This is a genomic window from Breznakiella homolactica, assembly GCF_016616095.2.
Taxonomy (GTDB): Bacteria; Spirochaetota; Spirochaetia; order Treponematales; family Breznakiellaceae; genus Breznakiella; species Breznakiella homolactica.
Genome location: NZ_CP067089.2, coordinates 747079 through 769974, shown reverse-complemented (window position 1 = coordinate 769974; position 22896 = coordinate 747079). Strand labels below are relative to the sequence as shown.

General features: G+C 53.7%; 22 protein-coding genes and 1 tRNA gene. 10 read left to right on the top strand and 13 right to left on the bottom strand.

Annotation, left to right across the window (positions count from 1 at the left end):
• The first annotated feature begins 4 nt into the window (after positions 1–4).
• The 8 genes from JFL75_RS03740 to JFL75_RS03705 all read left to right on the top strand — a co-directional run bounded on the left by JFL75_RS03740 (position 5) and on the right by JFL75_RS03705 (position 8374).
• Positions 5–2125 (top strand): xanthine dehydrogenase family protein molybdopterin-binding subunit, encoded by a 2121-nt coding sequence (locus tag JFL75_RS03740; protein ID WP_215625358.1) that lies wholly within the window; start codon positions 5–7, stop codon positions 2123–2125.
• Entirely contained in the window at positions 2122–2607 is a 486-nt protein-coding gene (locus JFL75_RS03735) for a (2Fe-2S)-binding protein (protein ID WP_215625357.1), read from the top strand. Before JFL75_RS03740 ends, JFL75_RS03735 begins: the two co-directional genes overlap by 4 nt.
• On the top strand, positions 2591–3430 hold the full coding sequence (locus tag JFL75_RS03730) for an FAD binding domain-containing protein (RefSeq protein WP_215625356.1): 840 nt from the start codon (positions 2591–2593) through the stop codon (positions 3428–3430). The genes JFL75_RS03735 and JFL75_RS03730 overlap by 17 nt, the downstream gene beginning before the upstream one ends.
• Positions 3431–3448: 18 nt before the next feature.
• Entirely contained in the window at positions 3449–4012 is a 564-nt protein-coding gene (locus tag JFL75_RS03725; protein WP_215625355.1) for a helix-turn-helix domain-containing protein, read from the top strand.
• The gene (locus JFL75_RS03720; RefSeq protein ID WP_223292755.1) at positions 4012–5121 is read left to right on the top strand and encodes a 3-dehydroquinate synthase; all 1110 of its coding nucleotides are present in this window, start codon (positions 4012–4014) and stop codon (positions 5119–5121) included. The genes JFL75_RS03725 and JFL75_RS03720 overlap by 1 nt, the downstream gene beginning before the upstream one ends.
• A complete protein-coding gene (locus tag JFL75_RS03715) occupies positions 5118–6785 on the top strand; it encodes a BamA/TamA family outer membrane protein (RefSeq protein ID WP_215625354.1) in 1668 nt (555 codons plus the stop codon). Before JFL75_RS03720 ends, JFL75_RS03715 begins: the two co-directional genes overlap by 4 nt.
• A gap of 38 nt (positions 6786–6823) precedes the next feature.
• Positions 6824–7438 (top strand): hypothetical protein, encoded by a 615-nt coding sequence (locus tag JFL75_RS03710; RefSeq protein ID WP_215625353.1) that lies wholly within the window; start codon positions 6824–6826, stop codon positions 7436–7438.
• A gap of 78 nt (positions 7439–7516) precedes the next feature.
• The gene (locus JFL75_RS03705; RefSeq protein WP_215625352.1) at positions 7517–8374 is read left to right on the top strand and encodes a DUF72 domain-containing protein; all 858 of its coding nucleotides are present in this window, start codon (positions 7517–7519) and stop codon (positions 8372–8374) included.
• An 8-nt stretch (positions 8375–8382) separates the two neighbouring features.
• Here JFL75_RS03705 and JFL75_RS03700 read toward each other — a convergent pair.
• From JFL75_RS03700 to murC, 5 genes are all read right to left on the bottom strand, one after another.
• Positions 8383–8454, bottom strand: a tRNA-Gly gene (locus JFL75_RS03700).
• Positions 8455–8493: 39 nt separating this feature from the next.
• Positions 8494–9297, bottom strand: a complete 804-nt coding sequence (locus JFL75_RS03695) for an HhH-GPD family protein (protein ID WP_215625351.1) — start codon at positions 9295–9297, stop codon at positions 8494–8496.
• Positions 9294–9830 (bottom strand): (d)CMP kinase, encoded by a 537-nt coding sequence (cmk, locus tag JFL75_RS03690; protein WP_215625350.1) that lies wholly within the window; start codon positions 9828–9830, stop codon positions 9294–9296. Before cmk ends, JFL75_RS03695 begins: the two co-directional genes overlap by 4 nt.
• A complete protein-coding gene (locus tag JFL75_RS03685) occupies positions 9827–10684 on the bottom strand; it encodes a YicC/YloC family endoribonuclease (protein ID WP_223292830.1) in 858 nt (285 codons plus the stop codon). Before JFL75_RS03685 ends, cmk begins: the two co-directional genes overlap by 4 nt.
• Positions 10685–10740: 56 nt before the next feature.
• Positions 10741–12147 carry a UDP-N-acetylmuramate--L-alanine ligase gene (gene murC / locus JFL75_RS03680; RefSeq protein WP_223292754.1) on the bottom strand — a complete coding sequence of 469 codons (1407 nt, stop codon included), beginning with the start codon at positions 12145–12147 and terminating at the stop codon, positions 10741–10743.
• A 295-nt stretch (positions 12148–12442) separates the two neighbouring features.
• Here murC and JFL75_RS03675 point away from each other — a divergent pair, with 295 nt between their 5' ends.
• The gene (locus JFL75_RS03675) at positions 12443–13834 is read left to right on the top strand and encodes a bifunctional folylpolyglutamate synthase/dihydrofolate synthase (protein ID WP_215625347.1); all 1392 of its coding nucleotides are present in this window, start codon (positions 12443–12445) and stop codon (positions 13832–13834) included.
• On the opposite strand, the gene JFL75_RS03670 is transcribed toward JFL75_RS03675, so the two are convergent.
• Entirely contained in the window at positions 13797–14522 is a 726-nt protein-coding gene (locus tag JFL75_RS03670) for a pseudouridine synthase (protein WP_215625346.1), read from the bottom strand. The two genes, JFL75_RS03675 and JFL75_RS03670, sit on opposite strands and share 38 nt — an antisense overlap.
• A gap of 80 nt (positions 14523–14602) precedes the next feature.
• Between JFL75_RS03670 and JFL75_RS03665 the strand changes: the two genes are divergently transcribed.
• Positions 14603–15961 carry a YhjD/YihY/BrkB family envelope integrity protein gene (locus JFL75_RS03665; RefSeq protein WP_215625345.1) on the top strand — a complete coding sequence of 453 codons (1359 nt, stop codon included), beginning with the start codon at positions 14603–14605 and terminating at the stop codon, positions 15959–15961.
• Here the strand turns inward: JFL75_RS03665 and JFL75_RS03660 are convergent.
• From JFL75_RS03660 to JFL75_RS03630, 7 genes are all read right to left on the bottom strand, one after another.
• The gene (locus JFL75_RS03660) at positions 15945–16883 is read right to left on the bottom strand and encodes an RluA family pseudouridine synthase (RefSeq protein ID WP_215625344.1); all 939 of its coding nucleotides are present in this window, start codon (positions 16881–16883) and stop codon (positions 15945–15947) included. The two genes, JFL75_RS03665 and JFL75_RS03660, sit on opposite strands and share 17 nt — an antisense overlap.
• Positions 16884–16888: 5 nt before the next feature.
• Positions 16889–17443 carry a DUF8521 domain-containing protein gene (locus JFL75_RS03655; protein WP_215625343.1) on the bottom strand — a complete coding sequence of 185 codons (555 nt, stop codon included), beginning with the start codon at positions 17441–17443 and terminating at the stop codon, positions 16889–16891.
• Positions 17440–18132, bottom strand: coding sequence for a YggS family pyridoxal phosphate-dependent enzyme (locus JFL75_RS03650; RefSeq protein ID WP_215625342.1), 693 nt, complete (start codon positions 18130–18132; stop codon positions 17440–17442). The genes JFL75_RS03655 and JFL75_RS03650 overlap by 4 nt, the downstream gene beginning before the upstream one ends.
• A 54-nt stretch (positions 18133–18186) precedes the next feature.
• Positions 18187–19062 (bottom strand): 16S rRNA (adenine(1518)-N(6)/adenine(1519)-N(6))-dimethyltransferase RsmA, encoded by an 876-nt coding sequence (rsmA, locus tag JFL75_RS03645; RefSeq protein ID WP_223292753.1) that lies wholly within the window; start codon positions 19060–19062, stop codon positions 18187–18189.
• Positions 19046–20290, bottom strand: a complete 1245-nt coding sequence (locus JFL75_RS03640) for a ComEC/Rec2 family competence protein (protein ID WP_215625341.1) — start codon at positions 20288–20290, stop codon at positions 19046–19048. Before JFL75_RS03640 ends, rsmA begins: the two co-directional genes overlap by 17 nt.
• A 245-nt stretch (positions 20291–20535) precedes the next feature.
• Positions 20536–21750 carry a HEAT repeat domain-containing protein gene (locus JFL75_RS03635; protein WP_215625340.1) on the bottom strand — a complete coding sequence of 405 codons (1215 nt, stop codon included), beginning with the start codon at positions 21748–21750 and terminating at the stop codon, positions 20536–20538.
• Positions 21734–22834, bottom strand: coding sequence for a flagellar brake protein (locus JFL75_RS03630; protein WP_223292752.1), 1101 nt, complete (start codon positions 22832–22834; stop codon positions 21734–21736). The genes JFL75_RS03635 and JFL75_RS03630 overlap by 17 nt, the downstream gene beginning before the upstream one ends.
• Between the last annotated feature and the right edge of the window lie 62 nt (positions 22835–22896).

The window sequence follows — 22896 nt, the reverse complement described above, 5'->3', positions numbered from 1 at the left end:
ACGATTGAAACACCTTCAGACACCGTCATTTGTCGAAGATATAACGCCGAAGGGTACTCTCTATGCGGTAATAGTCCGGTCGCCTGTGTCCGATGGCCGACTGCTGAGCATCGAGTATCCCAGAATGCCCGGATCCTATACCCTGATCAGGGCTTCGGATATTCCCGGGGAGAATTCCCTCACGGATACGGAACTCCCCATCCTGGCGGAGGACAGAATCTCATACAAGGGCGAACCCCTGGCGATTCTGGTGGGTCCGGATCTTCCGAAACTGGAAGAATACGCGTCCCAATGTACGGTAAAAACCGAAGCCGCTTCCCCTGCTCCGCAGCCTGACGCCGACTCCGGGGAAGCCCTTGAATCGGACCGGAAAATTTTTATCGGCGATCCCGATACGGCATTTAAGGGAACCAAAACCATTGTAACCGGAAGCTACAGGACCGGTATTCAGGAACACTGGTATTCCGATCCCAGCGGCGCGGTGGCTTTGTTAGCCTACGACAAGATGCTCGTATACACCGCCACCCAGTGGCCTTTTCATGTCAGGCAGTCCGTCTCCCGGGTTCTCAATGTCAAGGCGGATGATATTGTGGTGAATCCCTGTCTCCTCGGGATTCACCTGGACGGCAAACTGTGGTATCCCTCCCTGGTCTCATGCCATGCGGCGCTGGCCGCTATGGTATGCAAAAAACCGGTCAAGCTTATACTGACCAGGCAGGAAGATTTTAGGTTTTCACCGAAGCGCCACGGATCGGAGATAACCATCAGAACCGCCCTGGGGAAAAAAGGTGAAATCCTCGGAACAGCCATAGAGGCGGCTACGGATATCGGATCCCACGCTGTTTTTGCGGAGGAAACCCTTGACCGCATCTGCCTCGGTTCCGTGGGTTCCTATAAATTCTCAAACCTTAAAATCGAAGGCCATGCGGTTAAAACAGCGACCCCGCCCCGGGGACCCTTTGCGGGATTCGGGCTGTCCCAGGGTTTTTTTGCTGCGGAGCGCCATATTTCCAAGATTGCGGATTCCCTGCACCAGGACCCCCTGGAGTGGCGGAAAAACCATGTGCTGAACAGAACCAGCCACCTTGCCATGGGTATACCCTTTAAGGAAAACGTATCCCTGGAAAGCCTGCTCGACAGCGCCGCAGCCATGAGCGACTACAACCGGAAATGGGCGTCCTATGAGCTGCTGAGAACCCAGCGCCGGGAATCGGGCTACAAGGAAAGGCTCGAAGCCCTCCGGGGAATCGGTATTGCCATGGCCTACCAGGGAAGCGGGTTCCTGTATGAGAAGTTCGAAAAAAACATTCCCTCCGTGGAATTGACCCTGGACAAAGACGGTAGGCTGGAAATAAAAACCAGCATGGTTTCGGCGGACAATGAAAACGCCCTTATCTGGCAGCAGCTTGCCGCGGACATGCTTTCCCTGGAGGCCGACGCTATCCAGGTTGTGATGAGCAGCACCGACAAGGTTCCCGACTCGGGTCCGTCCTGCCTTTCCCGGAATATTACGGTGGTTACCAAGCTTATTGAACGGGCCTGTTCGGCCATCCGGAAGCAGCGGTTCAGGGACCCCCTGCCTATTACGGTAAAACGATCCTATAAACCCGCCAAAGGTATAAGCTGGGCCAATACGCCCATAGACCAGAACGCCCTGACCCATCTGAGCTGGGCCGCCGGCGTGGTGGAAGTCGAAATAGATCCCATTGAACTGACACCGAAAGTCCGGGGTGTCTGGATGGCGGTGGACGGGGGGAAAATTCTTTCCGAGCAGCGGGCCAGGAGTTCCCTTAATTTTTCCATAAGCCAGGCCCTGGGCTGGGCTTCCCGGGAACGGCTTTCTTACGAAGACGGAGTCATTCCGGAAAACGGAATGCTCCTGTATAACATTCCCGCTTCTCAGGATCTTCCTCCGATACATATTGATTTTGCCTGGAATGACACCGTCAACCCCCGGGGAATCGGAGAACTTGCTTTCAGCTGTATTCCCGCGGCGTACGCCCAGGCCGTATCCCAGGCTGCGGATTATTCCTTTGAGTCCATTCCCATCACGGCCAAAGACGTCTGGGAAGTAAAAAAAATACAGCAGGAAGCGGAAGCCCCCGGGGAAAAAGGTGAACCATGACCATAGGATTTATTTTGAACGGTGAGGACGTTACGGTCCAGACCGAAGCCGACTACCGGCTGGTGGATATACTGCGGACGAATTTCGGGCTCCTCGGAGCCAAGGACGGCTGCCTCACCGGGCGCTGCGGTGTATGTTCGGTGATGTACAATGAAAAGATTGTCCCTTCCTGCATGATCCCCGCCTTTAAGGTGCGGGGAAGCGAAATCGTCACAATTGAAGGGTTTGCCCAGACCGTGGAATTCCAGGATATTATCGCGGGGTTTTCCAAGGCCGGGGTAAAAACCTGCGGATACTGTGATACGGCTAAGATCCTCGCTGTTGAGGCCTTCCTGGGAACCGCGCCGCGGCCCAGCAGGGATGAAATACCCGCCGCTTTTGACGGTATTATCTGCCGGTGTACGGAGCCGGCGGCCCTGGTTGAGGGGGTTCTGGCCGCTTCGGAAATACGGCAACGGAGATTGTATGGACGTTCCTCATAGCCAGGTTTTTTTTCCCACCACCATGACACAGCTTTTCAGCGCCTGGAACAGGTTTCCCAGCGCCATACCCTTTGCCGGCGGTACGGGACTGCTCTACGGCCAGGGAAACCACGAATTCACCCTGCCGTCAAACATCCTGTCCCTGGATAGGCTCGAGGAACTCCACCGGATCAGCAGGACCGAACGGTACCTGGAAATAGGCGCCATGGTCGGAATCGATGAAATCCTCCGGCTTGGGAAGATAGTTCCCGAAGCGCTGAACCGGACCCTCAGGGAAACAGCAAATCCCCTGGTCAGGAATATCGCCACCATCGGCGGAAATATATGTTTTCCCAACCGGCGGCTTGACGCCAGCTGCCCCATGGTTGCCCTGGACGCCCGGTACGAACTGCGGACAGCGGCGGCGAGCCGCTGGGTATCGGCAGCCCGCTTTACGCCCCTCCAGGGGACTCCGGTTTTCAACAAGCAGGAACTGCTCACCCGGATCAGGATCCCCCTTGAACACTGGGACTACACGGTATTCAGAAAAATCGGCGCCCGGCAGTTCGGCGACACGGATAATGGCGTGATACTCTTTATAGCCCGGGCTCAGAAGAATATACTCAGCGAAGTCCGGCTGGTTTTTTCCGGGGAAAACCTGCTCAGGGACAAAAACAGCGAATCGACCCTGGCGGGAAAACAGCTGCCCCTGGACCGGAAGGACGCGGTTAATTTTATCGGCCTGTGGGAAACGTACCTTGGTTCCCTGGCCTATCCCGGCGACTTCCTCAAAGCCCGGATATTAGCCTTTATCGAGTCTACGATTGTCGGTTTGAGCTATTGATTTCTGCAAAAGGACTGTATGGAAAACGAACCGACTGATCCCGAATATATCATTCTGGAAAGTATTTATGATTCATCAAATAAAAAGACACCCCTGCGCCAGCGGGAACTTGCCCATATAGCCGGGGCGTCCCTGGGGATGGCCAATTCAATCCTTAAACGGCTCATCAAAAAAGGATGGGTCAGCGTAAAAAAAATCAACAGCCGCAATATTCAATACGCGATTACCCTGGACGGCATCAATGAGATAGCCAGGAGAAGCTATGGGTATTTCAAAAGAACCATAAAAAATGTAGTATTCTACAAGAATCTCATAGACACCGCCGTGGGGATTGCCCGGGAGCGGGGAAAACAGACGGTACTGCTCGTAGGAATAAGCGATTTGGATTTTATTGTTGAACATTCCTGCAGCCGCCACGGTATCAGTCTGGTAAAAGCCATTGACCGGGAAACCGCCGACGCCGCGGTAACCGGCAACACATTTACAATTTTCGCAGAAAATATATCGGAACCGGGAACACGTGAACTTGGCGAGGTTTTTTATTTATCGAAAATGGTTACCGGAACCGGCCAGGGAGAATAATGGAACCCCTTACTATGCAATTTACCTTCGGCTCATATACCACCGGAATTCATATCCGGCAGGAACTGCCCTCTGCGGATGACCTTTTTTCTCCGGCGGAACCTTCGCCGGGGACAGGGATCATTATATGTGATGAAAACACCCTGACCATGGCCGAGAAAATCCGGGGAGATTCCGGCATAGCCCTGTGCGTGCTTCCCCCGGGAGAAGGGGCAAAAAACTGGGCCGGAACGGAAACCATTCTCCAGGCAGCGTCAAAGGCGGGGCTGGGACGGGATGGGCTCTTTATAGCCGTTGGCGGCGGGGTAATTACCGACCTTTCAGGGTTCGCCGCTTCAATTTATATGCGAGGGGTGCGGTGCGCTTTTGTTTCAACCACCTTGTTGGGAATGGTGGATGCCTCGGTGGGAGGGAAAACCGGCATCGACCTGTGGGGAGCAAAAAATATGGCCGGTACCTTTTATCCCGCCGGAGACGTATACATGCCCATGGAAGCCCTGGCAACCCTCCCCCGGACAGAATGGAAATCCGGGCTTGCGGAACTGATAAAAACGGCGGTTATCGGCGACCGGGAATGCCTCAGGTTACTTGAGGAAGAAATGGAAACCGTAAAAAATCCCCCCGGCCTGCGGCAGCCGAAAACCGCGGGATTTATGGAAGAACTTATTTCCAGGGCCGTATCGGTTAAGGGCCGTATTGTCGAATCCGATCCCCGGGAAACCGGAGAAAACCGGGCGCTGCTCAACCTTGGCCATACCTTCGGCCATGCCCTGGAATCATCCCTGGGTCTCGGCAAAATCAGCCACGGAGAAGCGGTTGCCTGGGGAATGGCCCGGGCCGCCGAGCTGGGAGAAGCCCTGGGGGTATGCAGCGGCGCGCTGCGGAAAAGAATCATCGGTATTCTTTCCGGATACGGTTATGAGATCAGGGCTCCCTACCCGGGGACCGCGGATAGGGAAGTCTATAAACGTACCATGGAACAGGATAAAAAAAAGAAAGCCGGCAGTCTCCGGTTTATAATTCCTGATGAAAACGGCGCCCGGATAATAGACCAAAAGGACATCCCTGGAGTATTATGGGCCAAGATCATTCAAGGATGTGGTATATGATAAAAGCCGGAACCCGGAACGCTTCATCGGGAATAAGCCGCATAGGGCTGGCGGGATTTATTTCTGCGATTTTCATCGTTTTATTTTCTTTATCCGCCCACGCGCAGGAAAACCGGGAAGACGCGGCAGAGGAACTCCTGTTTGACCTTCTGGAGCAGCCCATCACGGAAACACCCCTGCCCGTTCCGGCTGCGGCGATTCCGGATAGTTCAATCCCTGAAGAAGAGATGGTTTTCCGCATCCGGTCCATTGAATTTGACGTTGACGGTTCGACCAGGGAATTCGCCCTGATGAACGCCGGGGAATTTGAAATAGGCGAACGTATTAACGGAAAAAGCCGCATGGACCGTTATGTCAGCAATAAGACACAGCTTCTCGTTAACGAGCGGGTTTTTGATTCCGTGGAGATCAGCTATACCGTGGATCAGGCGGATGAAAACAATGAATTTCCCGTGGACCTCCTCGTTGCCGTAGAAGATACATGGAACCTGCTGATTCTTCCCTGGCCCGAGTATGATTCAAACTCGGGTTTTGAACTGACAATCAAGGCGCGGGATTACAACTTCCTGGGCACCATGAATCCCCTTAAAATCAATCTGGGTTACCAGATCGATTCGGAATACATGGATGATTTCTCCTTTAAGAAAGGCGCTATTTTCCTGGAAATCGATTCGGATACTCCCTTCAGGCTCTGGGGCTTTAACTGGAACCTTGATTTTGACAATACCTTTTCCTATACCTATGATGAACCGTTCTACTATAAGAACCGGACCGGTGTGTCCATGGAACTGCCGGTTAAAAAAACCCTGCTGACTTTCGGGGCTTACCAGTCCTTTCTTCTCAATGAGGAAAATGACGATGACGACAAGGCGGAATACGGGGAATATTTCGAAAACGGCTGGTACATGGCATCTGAACTGGAAACATCCTGGAAGATTCCCACCACCCTTGAGGTGGGACCCTACGGCGGACTTTTTTATACACCGAAAATCAATTTTACAATAAAATACAAACCCGGGGACAGCGTCGATGAACCGCGGAAAGGTCCGACCCTGACATTCAGCCATGAGCTTTGGTTTGAAAAAATCGACTGGATCGGCAATTACCGCAGGGGCCTCGACGCGGCTATTGAAAACAGCAATGAGTACAATTTCCATTCCTCCGACTGGGACAAGTCATTTGCGGTGGATGGTATTGTCCACCATCCCTTTGCCGAGTTTTTTGGTCTCTCCGGCAGGCTCCGGTATAAACACTGGTTCGACGACCCCTACGACGAGGCGGGCGACGTGATCCGGGGTGTCCGGAATGACGACCTCTACGCGGATTATATGCTGTCCCTGAACATCGACCCCGAATTCCGGCTGTTCAGGTTTTTGCCGTCCCAATGGTTCAACAACCGAAAGCTGCGGGTCATCGATTTTGAATTCCACCTGACGCCGTTTCTGGATATAGCCCTTGTGAAGGACCCCAAATCGGGGCGTGACTTCTCGTTTAAGGACCCCGTCATCGGCGGGGGAATCGAGGTGATCGTATACCCCTATTTTATGCGGAGCGCGTATCTCAGGGTGAGCCTCGGGTTTGATCTTAACAGAGCCTGGGAAATAAAAAGCATCCCCGGCGGCAAGTACCGGGAAATATTCCTCGGCCTGGGACACCATTATTAGTTCCCGGAGAATATAATTTAAAAATAAGGAACGGATCATTGAAAAAACAACTTCTCCTCCCGATGCTGACGGCGGCATTGTGTGCGGTTATTTATTCCCCGGTTCACGCGCAGGATCCGGGGGATTTTTTTGACTTCCGGGGATTTCCCTGGGGCACCGATCCCGAAACGGTAATTTCCGCCGAAGGCCCTCCGGACTTTGAGTATTCCCGGAAAAGTGAAATCTTCATCGAAAACCACCTGCACTACAGTACAAAATATTTTGCAGAAAAAGCCGCGGCGGCTACCTTTGTCTTTCTGGAAAGCGGCGGACTGATCGAAGGCATCTATATGTTTGAATTTTCCGGTGATCCCGCCGGCACTGATCAGGGAATGGATTTTTTTTCGGTTCTGCGGTCAGGGCTTACGGCACAATACGGCCCTCCATCCCGGACCGATCCCCTGCCCGCGCCGACCAACGGGTCTGAGCCTCTTCCGGAAATCCCGGCGCTTTCCCGGGACGGATCGGCGGCCGCCGCATGGGATATCCTGGGAGGAGAAATAGTGCTCCTGGCATCCGCGGCGCCGGATACATTCGCGGTAACCGTGTTTTACCGGTCACCATTCCTCAAGGATATTCTGCGGGACCAGCCGGACCGGTACCAGGGCCTGTAAGGAATCTCCGGAGCTCCGGAGCAATACAGGGGATGACATAAGTAACACGGCGATGCTTCCGGTATTATACTTGGTACTATGAACGGATCCATAAAATTAGGAACCTGCTCCTGGGATTTTGACTCCTGGGTTGGCCTGGTATACAGTCAGGTTCGGCGCAGGCCCGGGGAATACCTCAGGGAATACGCCGGGAAATACAATACCGTTGAGATTGATTCCTGGATAAACCGGCTTCCCGATGCGGAGGATATTGAAGATTATCTCAGGGAAATTCCCGGGGATTTTTCATTTGCGGCAAAAGTTTCCGGCGCCGTCGGTTTCTTCTGCGAACAGATCCCGGACAGTCCGGATACATCCTCTGCCAGAGAAAACCCGGAGTTTCTTTCAGAGGATGTATTCCGGCATTATCTGCAGACTATCCGGCCCATGGAAAAACATATTGCCGTACTGATCGCTGAATTCGGGCATTTATCAGCAGAAGCAGTCCCATCCCTGGAAGTCTTCATGGAAAAACTCGGGAGCTTTGTCAGCCGGATCGACAGGACTATTCCCCTGGCGGTTGATATCAGAAACAGTGAGTATCTGAAACGGGAATATTTTGAATTCCTCCGGGAAAGGGACCTTATCCATGTGTTTACGGAAACCGGCGGTTCCCCCCATATTTACGGGATATACGATGAATTCAAAAAACTGCTTGGACGAACCGCGGTTATCCGCCTGGCCGGAGAACCCCCGAAGGAACCGGAGCCGGAAAAACAAATGCCATGGAATAGGCTTATCCAAATCCGGCCGGATCTTTCTAAAATCACTGACATGATTACGGATCTCCATTGCCGGGGCCATCAGGTACTGGTGTATGTGGATAACCATTATGAAGGGTCCGCGCCGAAAACAATTGAACGGATTGAAAGTCTCTTAGAGGCAATGGTCTGTTAGTGATTTTTAGCGGCTGATGGGAGTCGAACCCACGTCTCCAGCTTGGAAGGCTGGGGTAATAGCCGTTATACGACAGCCGCACGATGTAAACGTATCATACAGAAAACCGCATGGCTCTGTCAAGGGATTCTGTAAATCCCGTCTTTTTCGGCCACCATGGATTCGCCGTAGAGGGCGGACAAGGCTTCGTCCAGCCGGGAGTCCCCGATTCCGGTACGGGCCTTTAGGGTATCCCGGTCACAGGGGCCGTCAGATACCAGAGACCGGATGACAGCCCCCCGGACCTGGCGCAGGGAGCCTTCAAAACGGGACTGCCGGGTATAATGGGCGCTCTTCCTGCTGGGATTGGGAGTTATTTTTTTCAGCTCCGCGCCGTAATCCATGAGACCCCAGTACCATTCCCGGGGATTTTCTGGATCGAGGGTTTCTTTGATCAGCGGGAAAATTTCCGCGTCCTGTATTCCCGCCTTATCCTGGAAGAAGAAATGGATATACACAGCCCTGATATTCGTTTCGATGAACACCGCGGGGTAATTATACGCGAAGCAGGCAATCGCCTGGGAGCTGTAGGTGCCGATTCCGGGGAGTTCCCTGAGCTGATCCGGTGAAGCCGGTACTATTCCTCCATGGGAATCGGCAATGCGGACGGCGGTTTCCTTGAGGTACCGGGCCCGGCGGTTGTAGCCGAGGCCGCTCCATTCCCGCAGGACGTCCTCAAGGCTTGCCTGGGCAAGCCTGACCGGGGCGGGCCACCGTTCCATCCACCGTTCCCAGTAGGGGACGACCCGCTCGGTCTGGGTCTGCTGGAGCATAAACTCCGAAACCATGATACCCCAGGGGTCGAGATTGGTCCGCCATGGAAAAACCCGGCCGTTTTCTTTGTAGTTTGACAGAATGATGTCTTTGAATTCGCCGGTTTTCATGAGGGAAATTTCTTCTCCGCCTCCTGAATTATTATATCCACAATCTGGCCGGGATTTAGATTATCCGTATCAATGGTCAGATCGGCAAAGCTGTAATCATCATTGTCTATTCCGTAGATGCGGATATACCGTTCCCGGTCCTGTTTGTCCCGTTCCGACGTAAAGGCCGCTACGTCCTCCAGGGACCCCCCTTCCCGCTCCAGGATACGCCGGGCGCGGGTTTCGGGGCGGGCGGTCAGATATACCTTGAGATCCGCTTCGGGGAGCATCCATATCGCGAGGCGGGATCCGAGCACGCAGCCCCCGTTTTCACGGGCCAGGGCGACCTGACGCCGGTCAACCTCCCGGTCCCACCAGTCATCCTGTGCCGCCAGGGGAAGCACTTCCTCAAGGCTCAGATTCTTTTCTTCCGCCAGACTTCTGAAGGTAAAGTTAATAAACCGTATCCCCAGGGTTTCCGCGAGCCTGCGGCTGACGGTGGTATTGCCGCATCCGCTTTTGCCGGAAACGGCAATTTTAATATCTTTTTTCATTCCACATTCCTCAGCTGTTCCCGGATATTTTCCAGGGCATCCTTCATGGCTACCACTTCCCGGCTCACATCCAGGACAGGGCTTTTTGAACCAATGGTATTTATTTCGCGGTTGATTTCCTGGCAGAGAAAATCGAGTTTCTTTCCCGGAGCGGGATTGCGTTCAGCCTCGGCCCTGAATTCACCCAGGTGGGCGGAAAGTCTGGATATCTCCTCGGAGATGGTGTACTTCATGAGCAGTACCGCGGTTTCCGCAAGAATCCTGCCTTCGTCAACCGCGTCCCCCAGAAGCTCCTCAAAACGGGATTTTATATTTTCTTTGATATTCCGCTCCAGGTCCGGTCCGTGGGCAGCCACCCGTTCCGCGGCTTTTTCCAGAAACCCGATGTGGGACAGAATATCCTCCTGGGTGTGGACGCCTTCGCGGATGCGTTCCGTTTCGAACTTAGCGAAGGCTTCGGCCAGCAGGGGCTCCAGGGCTTCCCAGTACCGTTCCGCATCCCGGTTTTTCTCGGTATTGAGAACCCCTTCCATGGCAAGGATATGGCCCAGGGCCGCGGTTTCACCCATTCCCAGGGAAGCGGCCATGGAATTAATGGCTTCATAGTACGCCTTTGCCGCGCCCTGGTTAACGGAAATCCGGATATCAGCATCGAGTTCCTTTACGCGGACCCAGATCTCGATCTTGCCCCGGCGGCACCGGGAAGAAACATACTCCCGGACCCGCGCTTCCAGGGAGGAAAGAAACGACGGAAGGTTGACGTAAATCTCCAGGTACCGGTTGTTGTATCCCTTTATTTCAACTGCCAGAAAGACCTTGCCATCCTGCTTTTCTTCGTATCCGTAGCCGGTCATGCTTTTCAAAACTATCCTCCAGTGAGACTCCCGAGGCCGGGCGGTTTGTCTTTTGTCTAGGCCTTCCGGGAAAAATATTCATACGCGGCCTTGCCCAGAATCCAGTTATCCCCGGCTCCCATGGTTATAAAAAGATCCCCCGGTTTTAGTATATCCCGCATCAGGGGAAGCGCCTCCCCCGGTTCATCCGCGTAAAACACACTGTCTCTGAGGGCGCTGGTTTTTTCAAAAAGAGTTCTGCCCGTTATCCCGCCGTCGTACTGTTCCCGGGCGGAACCGTAAATTTTATGAAGCACCGCTACATCCGCAGCTCCCAGGGATTCGGCGAAATCATCCAGCAGTGCGGCGGTCCGCGTATAGGTATGGGACATGAAACTTACCACCAGGCGCCTGTCCGGGTAGAACGCTTTAAGTCCCTCCAGGGTTGTTTTTATCGCCGTCGGATGGTGGCCGTAATCGTCCATAAAGAGGATACCCCCGGCTTCTCCGATTATTTCCGACCGGCGGCGGCTGCCGGAAAAGGCTTCCAGCGCGTCACGGACCGCGGAAAGGCGGGCCTCGGTCCATGGAGTCGCGCTTCCGGTTTCAGTCTTTAAAAGAGAATCCGCCAGGGCAAGCGCGGCGGCGGCGTCCAGGGCAATATGTTTCCCGGGAACCTTTATTCTGAAACTGCCCGGGAATCCCTGCAGAACCAATTCCGTCCGTTCCCGGATGGTTTCCAGGGAAACCACCCTGAAATCCCCGGCGGCGGAAAAACCGTAGGGAACAAGTTGAATATCCGTCCGCTCCCGGCTTATGGTATCCGCGCATTCGGCGGCGCCGGGATCATCGGCGCAGAAAATCAGGACACCCCCATCCGGAAGGAGCCGCAGATATTCCAGAAAGGCGTCCCGGATCGATTCATAATCAGGGAAAAAATCCTGGTGGTCGCTTTCCACGCTGGTGAGAATAATCCGCCGGGGATGAAATGACAGGAAGTGCTTCCGGTATTCACAGGTCTCCGCCACGAAGTACTTGTCCCCCATAAAAAGGGTGCTCCTGCTGCCGAAACCGCCCACGGAGCTGCCCGCAAGCACCCGCGCCGGAATTTCCAGTGATTTGAGCAGCAGGCCCGTGATTGCCGTGGTGGTTGTTTTCCCGTGCACCCCCGCGATTCCGGAAGAATCGTAATCAGCCGAATACGCCCCCAGGGCGTCGGTATACTTAAGCATGGGAATGCCGCGTTTTGCCGCAGCGGCCAGTTCGGGATTTGCCGAAGGATCGTAGGCGGCGGAATAAATCACCAGATCCGTACCGCCGGGTATGTGCGCAGGATCAAAGGATTCAAAATATGGAATGCCGAGACTTGTCAGGATTTCATCGGTATAGAACTTTTCGGCCCTGTCGGAACCGGTAACTTTTACACCGGAAGAAGTCAGCAGTTCCGCCAGGGCACACATGCCCGTGCCTTTTATACCGACCATATATATGTATTTTCCCGGAACGGTAAATTTCCCAGAGTTCATACTTGTATAGTAGCTTTTTACTGTTTTTTTTTCAATTGAGATGGAAACAATATCTGATCCGGCAGTTTTGCGGATAGCAGAATAGATATTACAATGTATATAATATTACACTACCGGCGAATCAATAGCGATATAGATGTATTAATTTTTATACACAACAATGTCTTTTATCGCACACTGCCGGAGCAGAATGAACAAGAACAGGAAGCCTGAACTTTACATACCGGGCTTCTGCGGGTATTCTAACGGAACAATGGAAACACAGCATTCATTTTCCGGATCCAAGGATGTTTTCGAATATATTTCCGGATTTATTAACCTTGAAAAAGGACAGACCTCCAGGAGTTTCCGGCTCGACCGCATGGAAATACTCGCGAAAGCCGCGGGTAACCCCGAAAAATCAGCGCCGGTAATCCATATTGCCGGCTCCAAGGGAAAAGGCTCCGTTACCGCCATGATTTCCTCAATTCTCAGCGCCGCGGGCTTCAGAACCGCTCGGTACAGTTCCCCCCATATCGAGGATTACCGGGAACGGATAACCCTGGACCGGGAGTTTTTCGGCGAGACCGTTTATACCGAAGCCGGCAATGAACTCCGAAGAATCCTGGAAAGCCTGAACAGACCGGAGACTGAAGGATACCAGCTCTTCGATCCCTCCGCCGGTGAGGAGCCTACGTTTTTTGAACTCTTTACCCTGTATTTTTTTCTCTGCGCCCGGAACGCCCGGTGCGATGCCATGGCCGTGGAAACCGGTATGGGCGGCCGCCTGGACGCAACCAACATCGTCGATCCTTTAGCCTCGGTTATTACCGCAATCGAACTGGAGCACACGGAATATCTGGGCAACACCCTTGAAAAAATAGCCGGCGAAAAAGCCGGAATTGTAAAACCGGGACGGCCGGTGGTGCTGGCTGAACAGGAAAGCAGGGTTCTGGATGTCTTCCGGAATGCCGCCGGGGAAAAGTACGCTCCCCTGCTGTACGTGCCCGACATAGCGGTGCCTGAGAACATACGGGTTACCGGAACGGGCACGTCCTTTACGGTACGGTTTCTGAAGACGCCGCTGTTCCCTGAGCCGCTGAACCTATGGGTGCCGCTGCCGGGAGCGATCCAGGCACGGAACGGGATCCAGGCAATACTGGCGGCGAAAACAGCGTTCCCGGATATTTCCGCCGAGGCTGTTGAGCAAGGGCTCAGATCGGTATACCTGCCGGGGCGTTTTGAAACCGTAAGCCGGGATCCGCTTTTCATCATTGACGGAGCCCATACCCCGAAAAGCATTGAACTCACCCGCAGAACATTTACGGACCTGTACGGCTCCGGAGGAATACTGCTTTTCGGGTGCGCCGCAGGAAAGGATGCAGGATCCATGGCGGAGCTGCTGCTGCCTTTTTTCTCACGGATTATCATAACGACTCCGGGAACATTTAAAGCCAGCAATCCCCAGGAAATTTTCGGGATTTTTAAATCAAAGGGCGGCACCGGTTCCGCGGCAAAACTGGAACTGATTGCCGACACATCCCGGGCTGTCGAACAGGCCCTGGCGGCGGGCAGGAATGAAGGTCTTCCTATATTGGGAACGGGCTCGTTTTACCTGGCGGCGGAAATCAGGAGAGCTCTGAAAGGGAGATCCCCGGAATTCTGATTTCCCGCTTCTCTCCGGAAACCGGATCGTTAAAAACGAGACCCATGGCTTTCAAGGCCAGCGAACCGCGGCCTCCGGATTCACCGCCGTATACGGAATCGTTTAAGAGGGGAAAACCTATCCATGCGAGGTGGCACCGGACCTGATGGCGGAAGCCCCTGCTGATCCGCAGGGTAAAATACGAATGGCCGCGGGTTTCCTGTTCCAGCACTTCCGTTTCGTACACCGGCCAGGAGGCCGTGTCACCCGGCCCCGGCAGTATAGGCCGGACTGATTTCCTGCCGGGGCCGTAGGCCCTGAAAGCGCTGCGGAGAAAAAAAGGCGTCCTGTCCGGCAAAAGCGGCCGAGCCGGGAAGCCGGGCAGACCGCCGTTTTTTTGAGTTTCACCTGAAACCGCGCTGTATTCTTTTACAAAGAGGCCGGCTTCCTGCTGGCGGATAAAATCATCCAGGGCCTGCTGACTCCTGGCAAAGAGAACCAAACCCCGGGTGTCCCGGTCGAGCCGGTGGACCGTACCGCCCTCCACGGGCTTCCTTCCCCGGACCATCAAAATTTCAGGGAAAAACCCCGAACACCATTCAAGGAGTGTTCCCGGCTCATTGGGGCGGAGCGGTACCGTGTGCATACCCGGGGGCTTGTACACCGCAATAAAATGTTCGTCCGCCGCTACCAGGTGGGGTTCATCCATGGTACTATCATACTAAAAAGCCTCCCGATGGAAAACAGATACCTTGTCTTATCGGAAATAAAAAACCATAATACACATATATGGCTGCAGTAAAATATTCTTCCCGGAACAGCTGGATAAAATCGTATATTGAAGCCGTAGTACAGCGTTTTACCATTACTTTTCAGCTCTTCAGTCAGAACGGCCTCGCGAATCACGCCGCCGCCGGCGCTTACGGCTTCCTTCTTTCCGCGGCCCCGGCGCTGCTTATAATTTCATTTTTTGTTTCCAGAGCTCTCCAGTCTTCCCCCGAAACGGTTGTTGAAATTATCAAGGAACTTGATTTTATCAACCAGGCTTTTAATATCGATACCCTAATTGAAAGTTTCGTTAATACTGCCCATCCGGGAATCCCGGGGGTTATATCGGTAATCAGTGTGCTCTGGGCGGCCCGGGTTTTCGCCCTGTCACTGCTGCGGGGACTTAAAGTCGTATTTTCCGATTCTTCCAACGGCTATGCCATGCGGAATTACGTAATAAGTTTTATTATTGAACTCGGGGTTATCGTAATTGCTATTATAATACTGCTCAGCTCCCGGTCGGCGATACAATTGTACGGAGCCTTCGGACTGCTTTTTCCGGATAACCCGTTTTTCTCCCGCTTTTTCAATGGGATATTTTCATACGCGGGTCTCGGCCTCATAACCTACGCGGCATACCGGATCGTTCCCGTCAACGCCCCCCGCAGAAGCGCCGCCATAAAAGGCACCCTGGTATGTCTGGCAATCTATTGGGTTGTATCCCTGGGTTTCCGCCTTTTTATTAACCCTACCCGGTATAATTTCCTTTACGGCGCTCTGGGCAGCCTTATCATGCTCCTGGCTAATGTGTATTTCTTCTTCCTGGCTTTTTTTTACGGCGCCCAGATGTCTTTTGTCATCGATTCTTTTGACGCGCTTCTTTTTTCAAAACTGCGCCAGGTTCTGCTGGGTGAACGCGCGCCGGCGGGTAAAAAGGTCAAGAAAAACAGATTTGAACGGCGGCTTTTCAATTCCGCCCGGGGGCCTCTAAAAAAATATCTCCGGAAATTCAAGCAGGGCGAACTCATTCTTACCAAGGGCGACAAAACCCGGGATGTTTATTATATCATTTCCGGGGAAGTAGCGGTGCATCTGGATGAAGAGGACTGTGACCCCTATACAAAGGTGGCCACCATAAAACAGGGCTCGTTTTTCGGGGAAATGGAATTCCTTCTTTCCGACAGCCGGCATGCCACGATAAAAGCGCTGACTGATCTGGTAGTTATGGTTCTTCCGCCAAAACTCTTTGACAATATCATAAAAACCGATCCCGGAACCGACCGCCAGATCATAGAAAATCTGTCAAAACAGCTTCGGAGAACGAACGAAAAACTGGTGGAATGCAGAAAGGGCAGCGATGAAATTACTCCCGCCCCATGAGAACCGGGGAAATCCGGTTTTCTAGCCTGCGGATAACTGCCTTGAAGCGTTCCGGCAGCGGGGCCTTAAAAACCACCGGTTCTTCAGAAAACGGGAGCCGGATAGATAGCTTCCTGGCATGGAGCATCAGGGTGGCTTCAGGAAAAAGACGGTCTGATTTTCCGTAGAGCGGATCTCCGAGAATCGGGCAGCCAAGGTATTTCATGTGAACCCTCAGCTGGTGGGTCCTCCCTGTTTTCGGGCGCAGCAGCACCAGCGCATAACCCGGCCATGATCTGAGAACCCTGTAAAAAGTTAGGGCCTGTTTTCCTGCGGTATCGGATACGGCAAACTTTTTCCGGTCCCGCGGATCCCGGCTTATCCGGGTTTCTATTTTGCCCGAAGAGGCCGGAAGCCCCCCCTGCACTATGGCAAGGTAGCTTTTCCGCACCGACCGTGATCTGAACTGTTCCGAAAGAAAAGCCAGGGCTTCGTCATCGTAGGCCGCGATTATAACACCGGAGGTATCCTTGTCGAGCCGGTGAACAATTCCGGGCCTGATTCCGCCTCCGGCGAGGCCTTTTCCCAGACGCCGGAACAGCAGCGCGTTGGCCATTGTTCCGGTCCTGTTTCCGGCGCCCGGGTGAACGACGAGGCCCTGATCCTTATTGACAACCACGGTCCGCTGGTCTTCATACAGAATTGTCAGGGGAATATCCTCAGGGATAAGATCCGCCGGTTCCGGCTCATCCCATTCAAGATTCAGCGTATCCCCGGGGCAGACTATCCTTGATATCTTAACCGGCCTGCCGTTTACGGAGGCTCTCATATTCCGCGCCTTTATCTGTGACCGGCTCAGGATGCCGAGGAATTCCGCAACGTACCGGTCAAGACGCAGCTCTTTCGGGATTTCAGTTCCAACAATTCCGCAATATACAGGCACGCGGATTAAACTCCGGGGACTGTTCCGGCGTCCGGTTCCCCGGAAATCCCCGGTAAACCACCGTCCGCTCCGTCAGGGTGATCTTCGTCGATATCTTGCCGGGATGGTGTCCGGATTATTATAGGATCCCCCGGAGGAAGCGCCTGGATTTCTCTTTCCGCTCTGGAGCGTTTTACCCTGATGATAATATGGTCCGCTACGGAAATGGCAACGGCCCCGGCTATCCCTATTCCCAGGGACAGGAATAACTCATTGTTGGTCATGGATACGGCCCCCGATGATTTAACCGGCCATGGAGCGTACCGGTTATCCCAATCGTGTGTTGCCCACCGGTACGTATCAACGGCGGTTATGGCGAAAAATATCGTAAACGGGAAAGAACCGAAGGCGACAATTTCCGCCCGACGGAGATCCTTAACCCATAGGGGGAATTCTTCTTTCGTGACTTTAACGGGGGTTGGTTCTATGGAAGTGGTCGTGACAGTCTGTCCGTTTAAGGGAATTTGAAGAAGGAAAAGGAAAAGCACCGTCATCCCTGCGGCGGAAATGGACTTTTTCACACCCTGTCTCCGAAAATCATGGTTCCGACGCGGAGAAGGGTTGCTCCCTCCTCTATGGCGATTTCAAAATCATTGGACATCCCCATGGACAGGCACGACCAATCACATCCGGGGAAACGCTCCGCCAGTCGGTCCCGGGCGGCGGAAAGTGTTTTAAAAGAAGACCGCACAACTGCGGTATCATCCGTATAAGGTGCCATGGTCATCAGCCCCCGGATAACCAGTCCCGGGCATTCCAGCACTTGTTCCGCGCCACGGCTCAGGCTGTCCAGGTCGGGAAACCCCGCCTTTGAGGCTTCTCCGGTGTGCATTTCCAGCAGTATTGGCAGCGGTTTTTCCCGGCCGGCGGTATGCTTTCCCAATTCGGTTATCAATTCGACACGGTCCACCGACTGAATACAGTGGAACAGCTGAACCGCTGCCTTGACCTTGTTCCGCTGCAGGGTCCCGATCATATGGAGCTCACAGCCCGCATGGGTCTCCATGAACCCCGGGAATTTCTCGGCCGCCTCCTGAACCCTGTTTTCTCCGAAAAGGCGGAGCCCCGCGTCCCAGGCTTCGGCAACTTCATCGGATCCATGGAATTTCGAAACCCCCATAAGCTGAATTTCCCGGGGATCCCGCCCCGATCGGAGGCAGGCTTCATGTATTCTGTTTTCTACCCGCTGAAGGGCATCCTTAATTCCCATACCACATCCATTTTATCATATATGATTCGTTAAGGCCAATTCCCGGCGGAACCCCTACCCTACATATACCTCCAGGGCCGCCGCGAGGGTGCGGAATTCACCGATACCAAGATTCTCGGCCCGTTCCCGGGGGTCGATGCCGGAAACCTCCAGCGCCGATTCAGCCGCGTCCTGAATATGAATTCCGTCTTTTATTCTGCGGTTTGAAAGAAACATCTGCAGGTTGTTTTTTACGGTTTTTCTCCGGGATGCAAAAAGACCGCGGACCAGCGGGGTAAACAGAACGGGATATCCGGCGGGGTCAATATCGTCCCGGAGATCGAGCCGAACCCCCTGGGAATCCACATGGGGAGGCGGAAAAAAGGATGACCCCTTCAGAACAAGGAGCGGCGAAACCCGGTATACGGATGAGCAGAGAACTGAAAAGGATGAATAATCCTTTGAGCCGGGTTCTGCGGCCATTCGCCGGGCAACTTCCCGCTGCACCGTAACCACAACCCGGCTGAAAAAACATTTTGATTCAATAAAATCTCCCAGAATAACCGAACCGACATTGTACGGAAGATTACCGAAAAGGAATTTTGCCCGGACAGATTCTTTTTTCCATGTTTTAAGCGCATCCCCCGGAACAATCCGGAGAGATTCGCTTCCATCGAAAATTTCCTTCAGGGAGGAAACAAATCCCTGGTCAATTTCAAAGGCCGTTACCGTTGCGCCCCGGTCCAGAAGTTCCCGGGTCATTGCCCCGAGGCCGGGGCCGATTTCCCATACCGCATCTCCCGGGGCGATACCGAGTTCATCGATAAGACGTTTCCGGGCATTTGGGTTTATCAGGAAATTCTGTCCGAACTTTTTCTGCATACCCAGGCTGCGGCCGTTCAAATACGAAGCAAGGGAAGCTGGAGAATCATAGTTAATTAAACGGGACAAAACGCATCCTTGAACGGTAATTCTGAAAATAAGCCGCCGCGATAAACAGGACGGAACCAAGGGTTAATCCGATTCCCGCGGTTAAACCGGGTGGTTCCCATCCCGGGAACCGCGCCGCAAAAGAAACGACCCAGCCGAGACAATCATACAATACGGACAGAATTATTCCAAGAACGGGACCCGCAGGCGGGATCAGGAACGATACGGCGAGCCATACCAGGGCTCCCACCATAAAAACCGTGCTGAGGGGTACAATTACCAAACCGGCGGCGATCCCGGCGGGACGCAGAACACCGAAAAAGGCGCAAACCACGGGACAGGTCGCAATAAACGCGCCCACAGAAGCGGCCAGGGGCTGGGAAAGAAATTCCGGTATACGCCCGCGGCAAAGACTTAAGAACGCGGGACTGATAACAAGGATCCCCGCCAGTGCCAGATATGAAAGGATGAAGGACACTTCATCTCCCTGGGCTGGCTGCAGGGCGAGCTGGATGAGGAAGGCCGCGCTTAAAACCGGAAGGCTTTCTTTTGAGACCCCCGTCAGCAGGGCGGCGGTACCGATAAAATACATGATTGCCGCACGAAGCAGGGACGGCTGGGGACCGACTAAAAAAATATACGCGCCGATCAGAACCGCCCCGGTTATCCCTGCCCGCTTTAGTCCCAGGGGCTTTGAAAGGAGAAACGCTATCAGCCCGGAAATAACAGCCAGGTGCATTCCTGAGAGCGCAAGGACGTGGGAAACACCGGCATCCCGGTAATTATTCTGGATTGTCCGATCCAGATCATCCCTGACGCCAAGAAGCAACGCCGCCGCCAGGCTTCCCCAGGGATACGGAGAAAACCGTTCCAGTATTTCTATGCGTACGGTATTTCTGATCCGGTAGACCGTGGCGGGCCTGTCGGTTATATAAACAGTCCGGGCTTCGAATCGCTGAATCCCTTTTTGGTCAGCGCCGAAAAATCGGCCCTCGGCGTATATCCGGCTGTTTTTCCCGAACTCCTTTAACTGCGGCATACTGTGTTCGGGGAAGAAAACCGTCACCGTTCCGGAAGGAACGGCCCGTATACCTCCGGAAGCCGAAACACCGGTTACATCCAGCCGGGCTGTGCCGCTGCGGTTTAAGAATGTCCTGGGATCATCGAGCAAAAGCCCGGAAATACCAGAAATTGTCTGTATTGGAATACCGGGATAAAACTTCGCAGCAGCCAGACTTCTGGCGGTCATGCCAAAAACAATACCCGCCGCTAATGTCACTATATAGATAAAGTACTTTTTGCCCCTAACATTTATTTTCCCCGGCCCGGGAAATACAAAGGTCCCCAGGACAGCCGCTCCGGATAAAAGAATACAGGATACAACCCATACCGGAACTGTCCGGTACGTATCTCCCGGAGGAAGAAGCCTCATCCCGTAAAATACTCCGGCGGCCCCCGCGGCACAGACAGAAACCGGTGCAGCGGGCCGCCGCATTACCATCTGAGCCGGTTCAGCGCATCCCTGGCAGCGGACTGTACCGATTCGGGGTAGGATAAATACCCGATGTACAGGAGGTAATCGAATGCGATTTTATCCCCGATTTCCCCCAGGGCGTTTATCACCGCAATGATGACTTCATCATCGTACTCACCGCTCCGCTCCATCTGGGAATTGAACAGACCGAGCTGAAGGGCCAATGCCTGGGCCGCCTCGGAACTGCTCATAGCGCCCAGAGCCGCAATGGCTTCAAGGAATTGTTTTTTCTCTGCGGTTCCGTTGGCGTAATCCGCCTGAACCCGGTAAAAATGCTTGATTACCGCTTCGGAAGCCTTGGACCACTTAAGCCTGGTCAGAACCCTGACGGCACTGTACCGGAGCTCCGCCGCTGCGGTTTCACTTTCAGAACTTGAAGGATAGAGATCAAGGGTGGCACCCAGGGCAACTTCCGCAATTTCTCCCCGGTCCTCATCGGTAAACCGCTCGTTGGCCTGTCCCGCGTTAAAGGCAGCCAGTTTTTCCACCGGAGGATTCCGCTGAATTACCATAATCAGGTAATTTTTATAATCCCCTGATATTGAACTGAGGGCGGCGGCGATTTCGCCGGTAATGTTTTCGGGATACCCAGCGATCATTGACGAAAACAGCACCGGGAAGGATGAACCGTCTCCCAGTTCGGCCAGGGCAGCGATACAGGCGGACAAAGTGGGATAATCTGGAACCATCCCTGACCGGAACAGGTTATTCTGGTTGGCCAGGAACTGGTTGAGATTTTCCACGACCTGAGGGTTGCCCTTCCCTGTAATCGCCAGGGATTTGAGGACCTCCACCCGGGTCAGGGAATCCCGGTAACTCAGAAAAACCCGCCAGAGGGTATTTACGGAAGGTTTGTACGCTACCTGGCCGACTCCCTGGGCGGCGAGCACCGTAAGGGCTATCATATCGGGGTCATCCCTGAGGATATCCGCATGCCGGAGGCTGAAATCCAGGGAATATTCGTACAGCGGTCCGATAAACTCCGCGGCCCGCTCGTCCGTTGCGGCATCCCGCAGTATCCCGGTTTTTGTCGCCAGATTTGCCCTGACGAAATTCCTCTGATACGAAACCAGAATCGGCTCCTGGGCAAAAAGCCCAATGGGCAGTATCAGCAGAATCAGAGAAAATCCGAGGCGCCGGAGGGTCTTTCCCCGGAGCTTATGGTTCTTTATCATTCGAGTCTCCTACACTCTGTACGGATTCAGCGTGTGCCGCGCTTTCATCTTCGCCGTCCAAAAGTTCAAAAGGCACGAGGTAATCCTGGTCTGTCTGCAGGCCGAAAACCTCTCCTAATATACGGTTCCGCACGGCCATGGGCAATGGGTCAGCCTGAATATGAAGCAGCGAACGGCCGCTTTCTTCATTGAATTCCGATGAACGGACGGTACCGGTCATGGTGATGGGGGTATCATCCAGGGCAAACTGGATTTTCACCCGGAGTCCCGGCACCGCCCGGCCGCCCACGGTTACGGCGCAGCCGCTGTCCGAAAGATCTTCGACAATACACTTAAGCCCGGGCTTTGTTTCCGCGCCGTCGCTCAGTTCATTCCCCTGGGGGAGATACAGGTATGCCGCTATATGGGTTTTGACCCGGACGGATTTCCGCTTCTGAGTCCTGAACAGGGAATCGGAGTGGGAAATCTGCAGGGACTGGGTCCCCCGGGAATAAACTTCATCCAGAACGTAGGTATCAAAAACGTACCCCGCATCGTCCCTCCTCCAGAAATAGACCGCGATTTTGAGGCCGTTCCAGGAAAAACTGGTAGGCAGGTTCGGGCTGGCCGGACGGGCGATGGTCATGTATTTTTCGGTGTTTTTTATGACCCGGGAACGGTAAACCCCGAGGTTTTCCGCGAGTATGCGCAGGGGCTGGCCTTCCTCAATAAACCGGGAACTGGTAATTCCTTTTTTGTACCGGGGTTTGTTCAGCTCGATTTTTTTCCGGTAGTCGTACAGTTTGGCGAGAAAATCCTGGGTACTCTGGTTACGGTCCTCCCCGGAAAGCCTGACATTCCGCAGGTAGACGCTGATACAGCGGTCCAGCTGTTTCTGGGACCAGAACAGGGACATGGGATCCTCAAGGTTGCTCTTAGCCGCGAGCTTCCTGAGCAGTTCAATTTCCTTAAAACTGAACCCCGCATCCTTTCCCCGGGCGAAAAACTGCAGCCACGAGGACTGCTTTTCGCTTTTGGACCGCGAAAGTACAAACCAGAGTATGCCGAGAACTGCGACAATGATTAACAGTATGTAAATCAGCACCTAGTTTCTACCTCCGTCCCGCTCCATGCAGACCGCATGCCAGCGATATACCTATCTTCAAA